Source organism: Alcaligenes sp. (assembly GCF_050255915.1).
Lineage (GTDB): Bacteria > Pseudomonadota > Gammaproteobacteria > Burkholderiales > Burkholderiaceae_B > Alcaligenes > Alcaligenes aquatilis.
This window is the reverse complement of the sequence record NZ_JBFWIQ010000012.1, coordinates 98,438-113,319: the sequence shown is the minus strand read 5'-3', so window position 1 is coordinate 113,319 and position 14,882 is coordinate 98,438. Positions and strand designations below refer to the sequence as shown.

Annotated in this window: 15 protein-coding genes; 8 read left to right on the top strand and 7 right to left on the bottom strand. The window is 58.1% G+C overall.

Going from position 1 to position 14,882, the window contains the following annotated elements; genetic code table 11:
* The first annotated feature begins 30 nt into the window (after window positions 1-30).
* On the top strand, window positions 31-1,236 hold the full coding sequence (locus AB7E06_RS15255; RefSeq protein WP_376913428.1) for a molybdopterin molybdotransferase MoeA: 1,206 nt from the start codon (window positions 31-33) through the stop codon (window positions 1,234-1,236).
* 115 nt (window positions 1,237-1,351) lie between these two features.
* Here AB7E06_RS15255 and mobA read toward each other — a convergent pair whose 3' ends face one another.
* The 3 genes from mobA to AB7E06_RS15240 form a co-directional block, all read right to left on the bottom strand.
* Window positions 1,352-1,951 carry a molybdenum cofactor guanylyltransferase MobA gene (mobA, locus tag AB7E06_RS15250; RefSeq protein ID WP_376913426.1) on the bottom strand — a complete coding sequence of 200 codons (600 nt, stop codon included), beginning with the start codon at window positions 1,949-1,951 and terminating at the stop codon, window positions 1,352-1,354.
* Window positions 1,948-2,982, bottom strand: a complete 1,035-nt coding sequence (moaA, locus tag AB7E06_RS15245; protein ID WP_249494420.1) for a GTP 3',8-cyclase MoaA — start codon at window positions 2,980-2,982, stop codon at window positions 1,948-1,950. Before moaA ends, mobA begins: the two co-directional genes overlap by 4 nt.
* A gap of 284 nt (window positions 2,983-3,266) precedes the next feature.
* Window positions 3,267-4,373: a substrate-binding domain-containing protein gene (locus tag AB7E06_RS15240; protein WP_427957483.1), complete on the bottom strand. Its 1,107-nt coding sequence runs from the start codon at window positions 4,371-4,373 to the stop codon at window positions 3,267-3,269.
* A 202-nt stretch (window positions 4,374-4,575) separates the two neighbouring features.
* Between AB7E06_RS15240 and AB7E06_RS15235 the strand changes: the two genes are divergently transcribed.
* Genes AB7E06_RS15235 through AB7E06_RS15215 form a run of 5 tightly spaced genes read left to right on the top strand, consistent with a single transcriptional unit; the run spans window position 4,576 to window position 10,729 of the window.
* On the top strand, window positions 4,576-5,082 hold the full coding sequence (locus AB7E06_RS15235) for a formate dehydrogenase subunit gamma (RefSeq protein ID WP_094195656.1): 507 nt from the start codon (window positions 4,576-4,578) through the stop codon (window positions 5,080-5,082).
* Window positions 5,079-6,647: a formate dehydrogenase beta subunit gene (locus tag AB7E06_RS15230; RefSeq protein ID WP_395029086.1), complete on the top strand. Its 1,569-nt coding sequence runs from the start codon at window positions 5,079-5,081 to the stop codon at window positions 6,645-6,647. Before AB7E06_RS15235 ends, AB7E06_RS15230 begins: the two co-directional genes overlap by 4 nt.
* A gap of 13 nt (window positions 6,648-6,660) precedes the next feature.
* Window positions 6,661-9,582 (top strand): formate dehydrogenase subunit alpha, encoded by a 2,922-nt coding sequence (gene fdhF, locus AB7E06_RS15225; protein WP_094195654.1) that lies wholly within the window; start codon window positions 6,661-6,663, stop codon window positions 9,580-9,582.
* Window positions 9,583-9,614: 32 nt separating this feature from the next.
* On the top strand, window positions 9,615-10,481 hold the full coding sequence (gene fdhD / locus AB7E06_RS15220) for a formate dehydrogenase accessory sulfurtransferase FdhD (protein WP_395029090.1): 867 nt from the start codon (window positions 9,615-9,617) through the stop codon (window positions 10,479-10,481).
* Window positions 10,478-10,729, top strand: a complete 252-nt coding sequence (locus tag AB7E06_RS15215; RefSeq protein WP_230019022.1) for a formate dehydrogenase subunit delta — start codon at window positions 10,478-10,480, stop codon at window positions 10,727-10,729. Before fdhD ends, AB7E06_RS15215 begins: the two co-directional genes overlap by 4 nt.
* Window positions 10,730-10,880: 151 nt before the next feature.
* Here AB7E06_RS15215 and AB7E06_RS15210 read toward each other — a convergent pair whose 3' ends face one another.
* Entirely contained in the window at window positions 10,881-11,342 is a 462-nt protein-coding gene (locus AB7E06_RS15210; RefSeq protein ID WP_094195651.1) for a universal stress protein, read from the bottom strand.
* Window positions 11,343-11,429: 87 nt separating this feature from the next.
* Complete coding sequence (locus tag AB7E06_RS15205; protein WP_094195650.1) at window positions 11,430-11,771, bottom strand: TIGR01244 family sulfur transferase; 342 nt, start codon at window positions 11,769-11,771, stop codon at window positions 11,430-11,432.
* 50 nt (window positions 11,772-11,821) lie between these two features.
* On the opposite strand from AB7E06_RS15205, the gene AB7E06_RS15200 reads away from it, so the two are divergent.
* Window positions 11,822-12,085, top strand: a complete 264-nt coding sequence (locus AB7E06_RS15200) for a hypothetical protein (RefSeq protein WP_395029092.1) — start codon at window positions 11,822-11,824, stop codon at window positions 12,083-12,085.
* Here the strand turns inward: AB7E06_RS15200 and AB7E06_RS15195 are convergent.
* Window positions 12,061-12,819, bottom strand: a complete 759-nt coding sequence (locus AB7E06_RS15195; protein WP_395029094.1) for a ChbG/HpnK family deacetylase — start codon at window positions 12,817-12,819, stop codon at window positions 12,061-12,063. The genes AB7E06_RS15200 and AB7E06_RS15195 overlap by 25 nt on opposite strands.
* A 60-nt stretch (window positions 12,820-12,879) precedes the next feature.
* Here AB7E06_RS15195 and AB7E06_RS15190 point away from each other — a divergent pair, with 60 nt between their 5' ends.
* Window positions 12,880-13,257: a GtrA family protein gene (locus tag AB7E06_RS15190; protein WP_094195648.1), complete on the top strand. Its 378-nt coding sequence runs from the start codon at window positions 12,880-12,882 to the stop codon at window positions 13,255-13,257.
* On the opposite strand, the gene AB7E06_RS15185 is transcribed toward AB7E06_RS15190, so the two are convergent.
* The gene (locus AB7E06_RS15185) at window positions 13,196-14,866 is read right to left on the bottom strand and encodes an ArnT family glycosyltransferase (RefSeq protein WP_395029096.1); all 1,671 of its coding nucleotides are present in this window, start codon (window positions 14,864-14,866) and stop codon (window positions 13,196-13,198) included. The two genes, AB7E06_RS15190 and AB7E06_RS15185, sit on opposite strands and share 62 nt — an antisense overlap.
* Window positions 14,867-14,882 lie beyond the last annotated feature (16 nt).

Genomic DNA, 14,882 nt, shown 5'->3' with positions numbered 1-14,882 from the left:
ACGAATTGTTTTATCGAATTTATCCATCCTATGATCGAATTTGACGTAGCACAGCAAAGGCTGGCCCAGGCAGGGCAAGTTCCCACCCAAATCGAGACCTGCGACTTGTCGCAAGCCTTGGGACGTATTCTGGCCCAGGATATTCACGCCCAGTTGGACATGCCGCCCGCTGACAATAGCGCCATGGACGGCTATGCCCTGCGCTTGGCTGATATTGCCGATGGCAAGGTATTGCCCATTCAGCAACGCTGCTATGCCGGCGATATTCCTGAAACGCTGCAAGAGAACATGGCGATTCGCATCTTTACCGGCAGCATGCTGCCGCCCGGTGCCGATACCGTGGTGATTCAGGAGAACTGCCAGGAAGACGAACAGGGCGTGCGCATTCTGGAAATGCCCGTGGCAGGCGTGAACATCCGCCGCCGTGGTGAAGACATGCGCATCGGTGAGGTGCTGATCACCACAGGCACCAAGCTGACAGCAGCCCATATTGCCCAACTGGCTGCGCAAGGCCACGCTCAGCTACAGGTCTACCCTCGCCTGACAGTGGGTATTCTGACCACAGGTGACGAACTGACCCCCGCCGGTCAGCCACTGAAAACCGGCCAGATCTACAACTCCAACGCCCCCATGCTGCGTGCACAGCTTCAAGCACTAGGGGTTGAAACAGTCCATGCTGTCCATGCCAAAGATACACTGGAAGCCATTCAGGATGCCCTGAAAGCACTACTGCAACGCTGCGATCTGGTGCTGACCGTAGGCGGTGTCTCGGTCGGTGAAAAGGACTTTGTAAAGCCTGCCATCGAAGGGATAGGCGGTCAGCTAGATCTGTGGAAAGTGCGCATGAAGCCCGGCAAACCGCTGGCACTGGCGTACATAGACAACAAGCCCCTGGTCTGCCTACCCGGCAATCCGGTGTCCTCTTACGCGGTGTTTTCCTTGATGGTGTCACCGCTGATTCGTCGCCTGCAAGGCCGCCATCAAGTACTGCCTGCGATTCGCTACGGCATTTTGCAAGGCGAGCGCCACTTTGAAGGTGACCGCGAAGAGTTCATCCGAGTACAAGTGGATAGCGACGAACAAGGCCGCCTGCTGGCGCGGCCATTCAATAATCAGGGTTCGGGCGTGATCAGCTCCCTGCCCTGGGCGCAGGCACTGGCCCGCATCCCTGCCGACTCCCATGTCTCCCCCGGCGATGTGGTGCGTCTGTATGAATACAGCCAATGGCAGGCTTGAGCGCTGCCACTCCAGCCTTGGCTTCGCCATAAAAAAAGCCGCCCTGATCCAGGACGGCTTTTTGTGCTGTTTATTTGATGCTATTTACTGGTGCGACGAAAGCACCACAACCGGCTTACCAGCTTTGTGCCTGATCCAGATCCTGCGGCGTATTGATATTGAAAAAAGCATGTTCCGGTGCATCGCGAAAGTCCACTGCCACCGCAGCTATGCTTTCCAACCAGTTCATGACGCGGCGTTCACCGCTCAGCAGATACTGTTTCAGGCTAGCAGCCTGATCGGTACGCAGCAGCAGACAAAGAGGATGGCTGCGTTCAGCTTGCGCGTAAGCAGCCACGGCGCCCTGCTCTTCTACAGCCTTGATCAAGCGCTTGCTCAGATCCTTTGGCACAAAGGGCAAGTCCACGGGACAGGACAAGGCCCACGGGGTAGAAATCTGATTCAGCACACTGGCCAGTCCGGCCAAGGGGCCCAGATAGCCTTCCAGCTCCAGCGCATCGGGCACCACCCGCCCCCAATGGACATACTGTTCAGGATTGCGATTGGCACTGATCAAGATAGTCCCCACCTGCGGGCGCAGGCGACGTACCAGATGCTGAACCAAAGGCTGGCCCTGTAAAAGCAGCAAGCCTTTATCGACCTGGCCCGACAAATCAAAACGCCGGGCCTGTCCGCCTGCCAGCACAATACCGCTGATGTCCTGTGTGCTTATCATCCGCCGATGTAACTCATTTCTATACGGTCACGACTCGTGGTGTGCTCACCCCGAATCTCGGAATATCGGTCTTGCCGCCCCGTCCAAACACCGTGCATATAGGCGGCTAACTGGTCGTCGGAAGCACCCGAGCGCAATTGCGCCCGCACATCATAACCTTGAGAGGCAAACAGACACAGAAACAGACGTCCTTCCGGGGAAAGACGCATGCGTGAACAGTCCCCACAGAAGGGTTGCGTCACGCTGGTAATCACGCCCACTTCTCCTGTGCCATCCTTGAAACGCCAGCGGCTGGCTACTTCGCCACGGTATTGGGCCGCTACCGGCTCCAGCGCGAAACGGGACTGGATACGCTCCACAATCTGCGCACCGCTGACGACCTCTTCCAGATTCCAGCCATTGCTGGTGCCCACGTCCATATATTCAATAAAGCGCAAAATCTGGCCGGAGCCTTTAAAGTGCTCGACCATGGGCAGAATCTGATCGTCGTTCAGGCCTTTACGCACCACCATATTGACCTTCACCGGGCTCAAACCTGCCGCCTGCGCCTTGGCAATGCCATCCAGCACGGTGGACACGGACACGCCGCTGTCGCTGAGTTGCGTAAAGCGGGCATCGTCCAAGGCATCCAGGCTGACAGTGACACGATTCAAGCCCGCGTCTTTCAACACCTGAGCTTTGCGACCCAACAAGGTGCCATTGGTGGTCAAAGTCAGCTCTACCGGATCACCTTCCGGTGTGCGCAGCTTGGCCAGCATGGCAATCAGCACTTCAATATTGCGACGCAAGAGCGGCTCGCCACCTGTCAGGCGCAGCTTGCGCACGCCCAGGGAAACCGCCTGCCGTGCCACGCGCTCGATCTCTTCAAAGCTGAGCAGGGAAGAATGAGGCAGGAACTCGTAGTCCGTGCCAAACACTTCCCTGGGCATACAGTAGGTACAGCGAAAATTGCACTTGTCGGTCAGAGAAATACGCAGATCGTGAAACGGACGGTGGCGCTTGTCCAACGGTTGCTCAGACACCGCCGCCATGCGCACGGTGGGACGGCGCGCAGGTTCAGCAGCACTCGTTTGAATCCCCTGTTCAATGCCTGACAGTACAAGCCCCGATCCAGCAGGCGCCGCGTCAGTCCGCCCCGACGACAAAGCCCCGACGCCTGGAGGAGCCGCTTTTTGATGTGGCCCGGTCGAACCCCCGCCTTCAGGCGGGGATTCAAACGTTGGCCCATGATCATCGCTCATGGTGTTCTCTTTCGTTCAAGGACAGGGTTGGCCCCGTCTCATGGTGTATGTGTGTTTTCGTCAAGCAAAGGGGTCTAACGCCAGAGCATGTCGGCGGCCTGGCCGAATGCCTGTTCCAGCGTCATGATCTGCCCTAAACCACGTGGGTCATAACCCACCAGATCTTGCATGAATTGACTATACGCGGAACCGCCAATCACGTTCATCAGTTGCTGCATAGGAGCCTTATCCAGCGCTTCTTGCTCGACCGCGATGAAGTAACGCTCCTGCGCCAGGGGAATAAACTCCAGCCCGCATCGGCTGGCCGCTGTTTCCACACCCAGGCCAGTATCGGCCATGCCACTGGCAACATGGGCTGCCACCGCCATATGCGTCAATTCTGTTGTTTCAAAGCCCAGGACCGCATTCGTGTTTACCCCTAACTGACTCAACAAGAGGGTCGCCAGAAAGCGTGTACTGGAACCCATCTGACGGTTCACAAAGCGCACATCGGGCCGTAGCAAATCCGCCATGCCCGTGATGTTCTTGGGGTTGCCCTTTTCCACAAACAAGCCCGTTCGGCGCGTGGACAGGAAAATCAGCCGGTGACGCGCCGGTGACAGCCATTGCCCATAACGGCGCATGGCAGCCACCTCGAACTCGCCTACCGGAACCTGGAAACCAGCCAGATCACAGTCTCCACGCTCCAGCGAAGCCAAGGCTTCAATCGCCGTGCGATAGCGCAGTTCCAACGGCAAGCCCTCGTGTTCGTTGGCAAAGCGCATCAAGCCTTCAATCGCAAATCCGTGACTGGCCTGAAAGCGCAAACGGTCCAGAGGCTGAGCATACAAGCGACCCAGCTCCTCTTCCAGTTCGGAGGCCATGCTCTCCAGGGTCGGCGTCAGACGCGCATCCAGACGCCGGTTTGCCCATAGCAAACGCTGGGCAAACTCGGTCAGCTTGGTGCCTTTACGCCGGGACGTTTCCAGCAAGGCGGCATCAAACTGTTGTTCGGCATTGCGCAACAAGCCCCAAGCATGTCTGTAAGAAAACTGGCATTCCTTGCTGGCTCCCGCCAAGTGCCCCAGTCGCTCGATGGCACCCAACAGACGCAGCACATCCCCCATGAGGAGTTCCACGCCGTCTGCATTTTCCAGAATCCATTCAGAGCGCAGCCGGGCTTTGAATTTCTGTTTGGTCATGTGTTTTTGTCGACCAGTGTATTTTCGTATTTATGTTTTGTGCTGCATGTACCAAACATTATATATGCGAAATATTGCTTATTGAAGTTATGGACTTAAGTGGTTAGATTACAAGGGAAAACACTGTCAAATAATATGCACGGCTGTGCATAAAAAAACATGGAGGCGCAGGCTCCCTACTCGGGCACCGCGCACACAGGACATGCAAACAACCCCTCATCACCAGGAGCAGGACCAGTCCGGCCTGACGCCTGAAGAGGTCACCTTACAGGCCGTGCAGGAGCACGCCGGCCAGAAAGGTAACCTATTGCCTATTTTGCACACGATTCAGGACCGGATTGCCTGTATTCCCGAGTCCGTGGTGCCGGTGCTGGCCGAACAACTGGCTCTATCCCGGGCGGAAATCCATGGCGTTATCTCTTTTTACGCCCACTTTCGCACCCAGCCTCACGCGACTCATACCCTGGAAATCTGCCGGGCTGAAGCCTGTCAGGCGCGGGGCGGGCTGGAACTGACGGCTCATGCCCGTCGCCGCCTGAACTGCGACTTCCACGAAAACAGCGACGACGGCCAGTACACACTGGAGCCCGTCTACTGCCTGGGCCTGTGCGCCCAATCCCCCGCTGTCATGCTGGACGGCGTTCCCCATGCCCGCGTCACCCCCGAAAAACTGGACGCCCTGCTAAGCAGTCAGGAGGCCCAGTCATGAGCACCATCACCGTTTACATTCCGCGCGACACCGCGGCGGTCGCCATGGGCGCCCATGAGATTGCCCAGCAACTGGCGGCCCAGGCTCAGGAGCGCGGTCTGGACATACAGATCGTGCGCAATGGCTCGCGCGGCTTGCTCTGGCTGGAACCTCTGGTGGAAGTACAAACGGCAGCAGGCCGCGTCGCTTATGGCCCTGTCCAGACTGAAGATTTGCCCGGTCTGTTTGACGCCGGTTTCCTGCAAGGTGGTACACATAAGTTGTGCCACGGCCTGACGGACGCCATCCCCTACCTGAAGAACCAGGAACGCCTGACATTTGCCCGCGTGGGCATTATTGATCCGGTCAGTGTGGCCGATTATCAGGCCTGTGGTGGCTTTGAGGGTTTGAGCAAAGCACTGGCCATGGAGCCGGCCGCTATTGTGAAAGAAGTGACCGACTCCGGCCTGCGTGGTCGTGGCGGTGCGGCTTTCCCCACCGGCATCAAATGGAACACGGTACTGAACACTCCGGCGCAGCAGAAATACATTGTCTGTAATGCCGACGAAGGCGACTCGGGCACCTTCTCTGACCGCATGCTGATGGAAGGCGACCCACTGTGCCTGATTGAAGGCATGACGATTGCCGGTCTGGCCGTGGGCGCAACCTATGGCTACATCTACGTGCGCTCCGAATATCCGCTGGCCGTGCAAGCGCTGAACGAAGCCATTGAGGCAGCGCGCGCGGCGGGCTGGCTGGGCAAGAATATTCAGGGCAGCGGCTACGAGTTCGACCTGGAAGTGCGCAAAGCAGCCGGCGCCTACATCTGTGGCGAAGAAACCGCCCTGCTCGACAGTCTGGAAGGCAAGCGCGGCATGGTGCGTGTGAAGCCACCTCTGCCCGCCATCAAAGGCTTGTTCGGTCAGCCTACCGTGATCAATAACGTGGTGTCGCTGGCTTCCGTGCCGGTGATTCTGGCCAAGGGCGGTGCTTACTACCAGAACTACGGCATGGGCCGTTCGCGTGGCACCTTGGCGTTCCAGTTGACCGGCAATCTGCAAAACGGTGGCCTGGTGGAAAAAGCCTTTGGCGTCACCTTGCGTGAACTGCTGTACGACTACGGTGGCGGCAGCGCCAGCGGTCGTCCCTTGCGTGCCGTTCAGGTCGGTGGCCCCTTGGGCGCTTACCTGCCTGAACACCAGTGGGATGTCCCGCTGGACTACGAAGCCTACATGAAGATCAATGCCATGGTCGGTCACGGTGGTCTGGTGGCCTTTGACGACACAGTGGACATGGCTCACATGGCGCAGTACGCCATGGAGTTCTGTGCCATCGAATCCTGTGGCAAATGCACGCCCTGTCGAATCGGCTCTACGCGTGGCGTGGAGACCATTCAGAAAATCCGCCGCCGTGAAGATATGGACAACCATGTCGAACTGCTGCGCGACCTGTGCGACACCATGTTCTCCGGGTCTTTGTGCGCCTTGGGCGGCATGACCCCGTATCCCGTCCTGTCCGCGCTGGAACACTTTCCCCAGGATTTTGGACTGGCCCCGCAAACCGAGCAGGACCTGGCCAAGGTCTAAGACGGAGATCACCATGAAAGAAACAGTCGCCGTACGCGAACGTGACCTGGGCACCCCAGCCTCGACCCAGACCGAGATGGTCAACCTGACCATTGACGGCAAATTGATTGAAGTGCCCGTTGGCACATCCGTGATGCATGCGGCCGCCTTGGCCGGCATCAATATTCCCAAACTGTGCGCCACCGACTCGCTGGAAGCGTTTGGCTCCTGCCGTCTGTGCCTGGTGGACATTGAAGGCCGTCGCGGCCACCCTGCTTCCTGCACCACCCTGGTGGAAGAAGGCATGGTCGTCCAGACCGAAAACGACACCCTGCACAAGCTGCGCCGCAACGTGATGGAGCTGTACATCTCCGATCACCCGCTGGACTGTCTGACCTGTCCTGCCAACGGCAATTGCGAACTGCAGGATATGGCCGGTGTTGTGGGCCTGCGCAGCGTGCGCTATGGCTTTGAGGGTGCCAACCATCTGGACGACAGCACCGACAACTCCAACCCTTACTTTGCCTACGACTCCAGCAAGTGCATTGTCTGCAACCGCTGTGTGCGCGCCTGTGAGGAAGTTCAGGGCACCTTTGCACTGACCATCGACAAGCGCGGTTTTGAGTCGCGCGTCACCGCCGGCCAGAACGACGATTTCCTGGGCAGCGACTGCGTGTCCTGTGGTGCTTGTGTCCAGGCCTGCCCGACATCCTCCCTGATGGAAAAATCCGTTATCGATCTGGGCCAGCCCGAGCACGCCGTCATCACCACCTGCGCTTACTGCGGTGTCGGTTGCGGCTTCAAGGCCGAGATGAAGGGCGACAAGGTCATTCGCATGACCCCCTGGAAAGACGGCAAGGCCAACCGTGGCCACGCCTGCGTGAAAGGCCGTTTCGCCTGGGGTTACGCCACTCACCAGGACCGTATCCTGAGCCCCATGATACGCAAGAGCATTACCGATCCCTGGCAGGAAGTGTCATGGGACGAGGCCATCAATTACGCCGCGTCCGAGTTCCGTCGCATTCAGGATCAGCACGGTCGTGACGCCGTGGGCGGTATTACGTCCTCGCGTTGCACCAACGAAGAAACCTATCTGGTGCAAAAGCTGGTTCGCGCCGCCTTTGGTACCAATAACGTGGACACCTGCGCCCGCGTGTGTCACTCCCCTACCGGCTACGGCCTGAAGATGACCCTGGGTGAGTCCGCCGGTACACAAACCTTTGACTCGGTGATGCACACCGACGTGGTGATCGTGATGGGTGCCAACCCCAGCGCCGCCCACCCCGTGTTTGCATCGCGCCTGAAACGCCGCCTGCGCCAAGGTGCGCGCCTGATCGTGATCGACCCGCGCCAGACCGAACTGGTCAGCTCACCACACATCCAGGCCGACTACCACCTGCCCCTGCGCCCCGGCACCAACACCGCCATACTGACTGCCATGGCCCACGTTATCGTCACCGAAAATCTGGTGAACGAAACCTATGTGGCCGAGCGCTGCGATACTGCTGCCTTCAATGAATGGCGCAGCTTTGTCAGCCAGCCCCAGAACTCGCCAGAAGCCATGGCCGAGATTTGCGGCGTGTCCGCCGAGGACATCCGTGGCGCAGCCCGTCTGTACGCCACCGGCGGCAACGGCTCGATTTACTACGGCCTGGGCGTGACTGAACACAGCCAAGGTTCCACCACCGTGATGGCCATTGCCAATCTGGCCATGGCCACCGGCAACGTGGGCCGCGAAGGCGTGGGTGTGAACCCGCTGCGTGGTCAGAACAACGTGCAAGGCTCCTGCGATATGGGTTCCTTCCCGCACGAATTCCCTGGCTACCGTCACGTCTCCGACACCAGCGTACGTCAGCAGTTTGAAGAAGCCTGGGGCGTGTCCCTGCAATCCGAACCCGGCCTGCGCATTCCCAATATGTTTGAGGCCGCCTTGAGTGGCAGCTTCAAGGGGCTGTACTGCCAGGGCGAGGACATTGTTCAATCCGACCCGAACACCCAGCACGTAGCCGCCGCCATGGCCGCCATGGAATGTGTGGTAGTGCAGGATCTGTTCCTGAACGAAACCGCCAAATACGCTCACGTATTCCTGCCCGGTTCGTCCTTCCTGGAAAAAGACGGCACCTTCACCAACGCCGAGCGCCGTATTTCGCGTGTACGCAAAGTGATGGAACCCAAGGCAGGCATGGCCGACTGGGAAGTCACCTGCGCCCTGGCCCGTGCGCTGGGCTACCCCATGAGCTACGAGCATCCCGGCCAGATCATGGACGAGATCGCCCGCCTGACACCGACCTTTACCGGCGTGTCCTACGATCGCATCCAGGAACTGGGTGGCAGCGTGCAATGGCCTTGCAACGAGCAAGCGCCTGAAGGCACCCCCACCATGCACATTGACGAGTTCGTGCGCGGCAAAGGCCGCTTTATGCTGACCCAGTATGTGCCTACCGAAGAGCGCAGCAGCCGCAAGTTCCCCTTGCTGCTGACGACCGGCCGCATCCTGTCGCAATACAACGTGGGCGCACAAACCCGCCGTACCGACAACGTGGCCTGGCATGCCGAAGACTTGCTGGAAATTCACCCGGTGGATGCTGAAGATCGTGGCATTCGTAGTGGCGACAAAGTTTCGGTCAAGAGCCGTGCGGGCGAGACTGCCTTGCGTGCGACGGTGACCGAACGGGTACAACCTGGGGTGGTCTATACTACTTTCCACTTTCCCGAGTCGGGCGCCAACGTGGTCACCACCAACAACTCGGACTGGGCAACCAACTGCCCCGAGTACAAGGTGACGGCCGTGCAAATTCAGCGCGTGACCTCCGAGTCGGCCTGGCAAAATCGCTGGAACCGTTTCCACGATATTCAGCAACGTCTCCTGCAAGGCGAGACCGTCCCGGCCGAGGATTTGGCCCAGGCGGATCATAGCCACTCGCATGAGCCTGCCGAGGCCGTCGCGAAAGTATGATGCGTCTAAACAGGCCCTAAGGAGTTGCCCACGTGAACCAGGCAGATTTTCGTGATGCCAGCGCCCCTGCCACCGTATGGCGGCAGGCGCGTACCCCAGCGCAAACACAAGCGGACACCCTGCCCCAAGAGGATCAGGATGCGCTGGCGCGCGAACAGGCCGTTGCCCTGGAATTCAACGGCATCAGCCATAGTGCCTTGTTGTGCAGCCCCAGCGATCTGGAGGATCTGGCTTACGGATTTTCCATGACCGAGGGCATAATCCGTACGGCTGACGATATACGCGGCGTGGATGTGCTGGAAGGCGAGCGCGGCAGTTTGCTGCAAATCGAAATTGCCAGTGCCTGCCAGCATCAGCTCAAGGCGCGTCGCCGTCAGCTCGCTGGCCGTACGGGCTGTGGCCTGTGTGGTCTGGAAAGCCTGGACGAGGTACGCCGCCAGCTACCCCGTCTGGACGCCCCTGAGCACAGCCCCGATGCCGCCGCCATCTTCCAGGCGCTGGATGCCTTGCGCTCCAGCCAGCCTTTGCATCGCCTGACAGGGGCTACCCACGCCGCTGCCTGGTGCAATCTGCAAGGCGATATCCTGGCCGTGCGTGAGGACGTAGGCCGCCACAACGCGCTGGACAAGCTGCTGGGCCACATGCTTCGCAATGATATTGATCCCCGCTCTGGCATGGTGCTGATCTCCAGCCGTGCCAGCTTCGAGATGGTCCAGAAAGCCGCTGCCATGGGCATCAACTTTGTGGTGGCGGTCTCCGCCCCCACCGCCTATGCCGTGCAGATTGCTGATGAACTGGGTGTCATGCTGGCCGCCTTTGCCCGTGACCGCAGCTTCACGCTGTACAGCCATCCCCACTACCTGAATTCTGCCGAGTCCCGCTCGGCCACATCACCATGAATATTGTTCCTTTGATTCCCATGGCCAACCAGATCGGCCAGTTCTTTGAAACCCTGAGCAATCGGGAGCAAGGCCTGCGCGAGATTGCGGAACATATCCAAAAATTCTGGGACCCGCGCATGCGTCGTTCCCTGCTGGACTTTGTAGAGCACAATCCCAGCGGTAAAAGCGAAGACGGCGAGCTTTTGCCTATTGTCTTGCAGGCGGTCGTCGCCCATAAACAGCAGTTGGAGCCACGCAGCTATTAAAGTGGGCGGCTCTGGCGATCCTGAAGATCAGCCACCGCGAACAGCACGCTTTAAGAGCCAACAAACCCAGTTACGGTCAGCCACTGCCAGACTCACCGCAGACACAAAAAAACCCGCCTAAGCGGGTTTTTTCTTTGGGCTAAAACACGAATTAATCGTGCTCTTTAACGCGATACACCAGCACCGTGTTCTTGGCCATATTCAGCACTTTGATGGTTACGCTACCCAACAACAGGCGGGACAGACCACTACGGCCGTGACTACCGATAAAGATCAGATCGCAGCCTTCTTGCTCGGCGACCTGCACAATACCATCGGCCACGTTAAAGTTGGACACGGATTTACCGGTTGCCTTCACACCGGCAGTTTCGGCACGGTCCAGAATCTGTTGCAGGTATTTCTGCGACTGTTCTTTGGCGGTCTTGTCGTAGTCTTCGTCGGTAATGGCATAGGCAGCAGCCATACCATCAAAACCAACGGTGGCCGCAAAAGGCTGCGTCACGTGCAAAGCCAGAACCTCGGCACCCATTTGACGGGCAAAGGTCACGCCTTTATTGGCAGCTTGGGAAGAGAGCTCGGAACCGTCAGTTGGAATCAGAATTTTCTTGAACATGGCATAACCCCTTTGAATGGAGACAGATAGCTTACCGCTGCATACCGACACAGGACAAGCTGGTATAGACCTGAACCTTGAGCCAGGTCAGGATTCGTTCAATGCACGGAACAATACGGCACAGCGAGTACCGGTGCGGCAATAGGCCAAAGTCGGGCCTGGCAAAACCTCAAGCAACTGACCAAAACGGGCAACATCAGCAGCGGTAATAGCGCTACCCACAACCGGCTGATACTCCACCTGCAAGCCTGCTGCCTGGGCCGCCTTCATGACGTCTGCCGACAAAGGCTGGTCGGGACCGCCTTCCAGATCGGGACGATTGATGATGACACTTTTAAAACCAGCATCGGCCACGGCTTGCATGTCCTCTCCCGATAACTGCGGCGCGACGGCCAATTGCTCGGTCAAAAACTGATGGGGGAAGGACATAAAAACTCCTGAAATCGGAATAAGCAAAAAGCACTGAAAGGAAAAATAGTATGTTCCCCCCCGAGAGTACGCAAGCCCCTTTCTCCCTGGCCTTGCCACAATTCAATTACGCCGGCACCTTAGTAATCCATCACGCCGCGCTGGACGATAGGGCAACGGCGCAATCCATCTTTGCCTATCATGTGCTGCACAGCACAGCGACCTGTACGCCAAGCCCGTCGAATAAACAGGAAATGCGTCCACGTCTTACACACGCCCACCAGCCTGCGTATTGCCTGGGAACGGGTACTCAGGCAATACGCAGACTGTATTGATCCAGCCATTGCTGCATTTGAGCTCCTGCCAGCACCTCGTACTCCGCCAAACGTTGCCCCCCTACAGGATCATCCTGCACACTGCGCAAGGATGGATGGCACATCATACTGTCACCATGCTGCATCACCGCCAGCCAGGCCTGGACCAAGGCGCCATAGCGCTCCTTGCCACCCTGAAAGTCGTACACGCCGGTAAAACTGGTATTCAAGGTAACGCCCTTGGCCCTGGCCAGACGCAGCAAGTCCTTGGACCCTAGCCCGGCGATAATCTGCGCCTTGAATCTATCTTTAAACGCAAAACCCGTGGCCAGACGCTCGGCGCCGGTATAGCGCAGCCAGGGCATGGAAGCGGCATAACGGCGCTCCATTTCAGCCAGCAAGGCCTCGCGTATCATGGGCAGTTGATGCACGTGCTGATGCCCATCTATATAGTCCGGCCCCTGCCCCATCACCTCCTCAAAACGATCCAGTTGGCGGGCCACGCTGTCCTTAACCTTCTGGCTATCCAGACGATGCAACAGGCTACGAATAATCACCTGCTTGAGCGGCATGGCATACACGCCCTTCTGGGAGGCAAACTCGGTAAAATTCAGGTGCAAACCTTTTTGCAGCGTGCTCTGGCGCAGTGCCGGTGCGTTTTGCACAAAGCTGTCCCCATCGACCAGGCAGGATGTTCCTGTCAGGCGTCGGGCCTGGGCCAATGTCAGTATGGCCTCGTCCACGGCAGGGGCCATCCCAAAATCATCCGCGCATATACTGATCTGCCTATCCTTGGCCACTGCTCGCTCCGCTTTATGTCTCGTCAAATCATTCTGTTCATTCTAGTCGGCACCTTGGCCGCCTTCACACACTGGGGCATTGTAATCGCCCTGGTGCAAACGCTCAGTCTATCTCCCTTGCTGGCTAATCTTTTTGGCTGGCTGATTGCATTTCTGGTGTCTTTTGGCGGCCATTATTGGCTGACGTTCCGTTCCCAGAATGCCCGTTTTTTGCCGGCTCTGACGCGTTTTTTTCTGGTGTCTGCCGCTGGCTTCGCGGTGAACGAAGCCAGCTATGCGTTTTTGCTGAATCACTCCGGCCTGCGCTATGACGTGCTGCTGGGCCTGATTCTTATCGGCCTGGCTGTGCTGACGTTTCTGGCTGGGCGGCTTTGGGCGTTTCGCCGCACATAAGCGCAAACTCATCATAATCAAAACGCCACAGCGCGATGCGCTGATCGTCATACAGGCGCTGGGCATAGTTGAGCACCTGACTTTGACGCACGGCATCTGGCGAGCCAATCAGCCAAACTACAGCCTTGCTGTCCCGGCATAGCTGCTGATGCAAGGTTTCCCGGTCTATCAAGGTCATCGCCCCACGCTGCGGCTCAAAACGGGCGGCTTCCAGCAACTCTTTACGCCAGCTATCGGTGCGCATGATCTCCGGATCATCCCAGCGTTCCATGACGCTGATGTTCTGCAGACCTGGAACGTAGAAGCCCAGATCGTAGCGGTAGGTATTCAGAAAGACGACCCGGTCCCCCTGTTGATATTCACTCGCCAGCACGCGCCCCAGGGCCTGACTATTAGCCTGTGGTCGCAATATCATCGCGCCCACCGCAACCGCACAAATAGCGACACAAACACCCAGGCTCCAGACCGCAAAGCGCTCTACCTTTGCTGCCCCATCCCACTGGCTACGACGAATCACCCCATCGGCCAGGAAAAAAGCCCAGGGGCCAATCGCAGGCAAGACATAACCCACCAGCTTGGACGTAGGGATAGAAAAGAAAACCAGCACGGTCAGCAAGGCAGACAGCATCAAGCCCCGTACCGGCCCCAAACCATCTGGACTATTAACAGAGCCACGAAGGCGCTTGAATAAAAATGGCGTCCAGCCCAAGGTGGCGACAGGCATCAGGGCAAAGTAGAACCAGAAAGGCTGAGGGTTGTTGAAACCCGTTTCCAGAAAGCGCTGAAAGTGCTGATAGACGATGTAATAGTCAAAAAAACCGGGGTAACGTGCCTGCATGAGCCACATCCAGGGCGTGGCGACCAGCAACAAGACTCCCAGGCCGGTCAAAGAAAACAGACGCAGCAAGGTACGCCACTGTCCTCGACCCAACAGCCAGAACACCAAGATACCGCCGGGGATCAAAATCCCGATCAAGCCTTTTGCCAGGAAGGCCAAACCTGCGGTGGCATACAGCCCCATCAAGGCCCACCGATAGGGACGCCCCTGCTCCATCTGCAAGGCAGCATGGCCGCCCAATAGCACACAGCTACTGATCAAGGCAGCAACCGTCATGTCCAGATTGGCGTAATGGGAGGCTCCAAACAGCAATGGGCTGCTGACCAGAATCAGAGCCGTCCAGCCCGCATGTTGCTGGCTAGCATGGCGCTTCAGAAAGGCATGCATACCAGCAATCAACAAGGCCGCCATCAAGGCAGGCACCAGACGCGCACCCACAAAATTCACGCCCAGCACTTTCAGGCTCAGCGAAGTGAGCCAGTAATGCAGAGGGGGTTTATGGAAAAACGGCAAGCCGTCCAAACGCGGCACCAGATAATCACCGGATTCCAACATGGACAGAGCCACACCGACATAGCGCCCTTCGTCCGGAATCAGCAGGGGATAGACACCTAGGGTCAGCGCAAACCACAGCAGCGCCAGCAGACCCACAGCCAGGCTAGAGAGGGTGCCCAGGTTTCGTACGCCTTGCCCCAGCCAGTAGGCTGGGCCACGCGCGCGCCCAAGAGGCAAGGTTACGCCAGAAGGGGGAAAAGAATTCTCGATACTCATCGACTGTCGCCAAACC

What these genes read in the sequence shown, in the direction of transcription:
- AB7E06_RS15255 (WP_376913428.1), top strand. Translation starts at nt 31, where the DNA reads ATGATCGAATTTGACGTAGCACAGCAAAGGCTGGCCCAGGCAGGGCAA.
- mobA (WP_376913426.1), bottom strand. Translation starts at nt 1,951, where the DNA reads ATGATAAGCACACAGGACATCAGCGGTATTGTGCTGGCAGGCGGACAG.
- moaA (WP_249494420.1), bottom strand. Translation starts at nt 2,982, where the DNA reads ATGGCGGCGGTGTCTGAGCAACCGTTGGACAAGCGCCACCGTCCGTTT.
- AB7E06_RS15240 (WP_427957483.1), bottom strand. Translation starts at nt 4,373, where the DNA reads ATGACCAAACAGAAATTCAAAGCCCGGCTGCGCTCTGAATGGATTCTG.
- AB7E06_RS15235 (WP_094195656.1), top strand. Translation starts at nt 4,576, where the DNA reads ATGCAAACAACCCCTCATCACCAGGAGCAGGACCAGTCCGGCCTGACG.
- AB7E06_RS15230 (WP_395029086.1), top strand. Translation starts at nt 5,079, where the DNA reads ATGAGCACCATCACCGTTTACATTCCGCGCGACACCGCGGCGGTCGCC.
- fdhF (WP_094195654.1), top strand. Translation starts at nt 6,661, where the DNA reads ATGAAAGAAACAGTCGCCGTACGCGAACGTGACCTGGGCACCCCAGCC.
- AB7E06_RS15215 (WP_230019022.1), top strand. Translation starts at nt 10,478, where the DNA reads ATGAATATTGTTCCTTTGATTCCCATGGCCAACCAGATCGGCCAGTTC.
- AB7E06_RS15210 (WP_094195651.1), bottom strand. Translation starts at nt 11,342, where the DNA reads ATGTTCAAGAAAATTCTGATTCCAACTGACGGTTCCGAGCTCTCTTCC.
- AB7E06_RS15205 (WP_094195650.1), bottom strand. Translation starts at nt 11,771, where the DNA reads ATGTCCTTCCCCCATCAGTTTTTGACCGAGCAATTGGCCGTCGCGCCG.
- AB7E06_RS15200 (WP_395029092.1), top strand. Translation starts at nt 11,822, where the DNA reads ATGTTCCCCCCCGAGAGTACGCAAGCCCCTTTCTCCCTGGCCTTGCCA.
- AB7E06_RS15195 (WP_395029094.1), bottom strand. Translation starts at nt 12,819, where the DNA reads ATGGCCCCTGCCGTGGACGAGGCCATACTGACATTGGCCCAGGCCCGA.
- AB7E06_RS15190 (WP_094195648.1), top strand. Translation starts at nt 12,880, where the DNA reads ATGTCTCGTCAAATCATTCTGTTCATTCTAGTCGGCACCTTGGCCGCC.
- AB7E06_RS15185 (WP_395029096.1), bottom strand. Translation starts at nt 14,866, where the DNA reads ATGAGTATCGAGAATTCTTTTCCCCCTTCTGGCGTAACCTTGCCTCTT.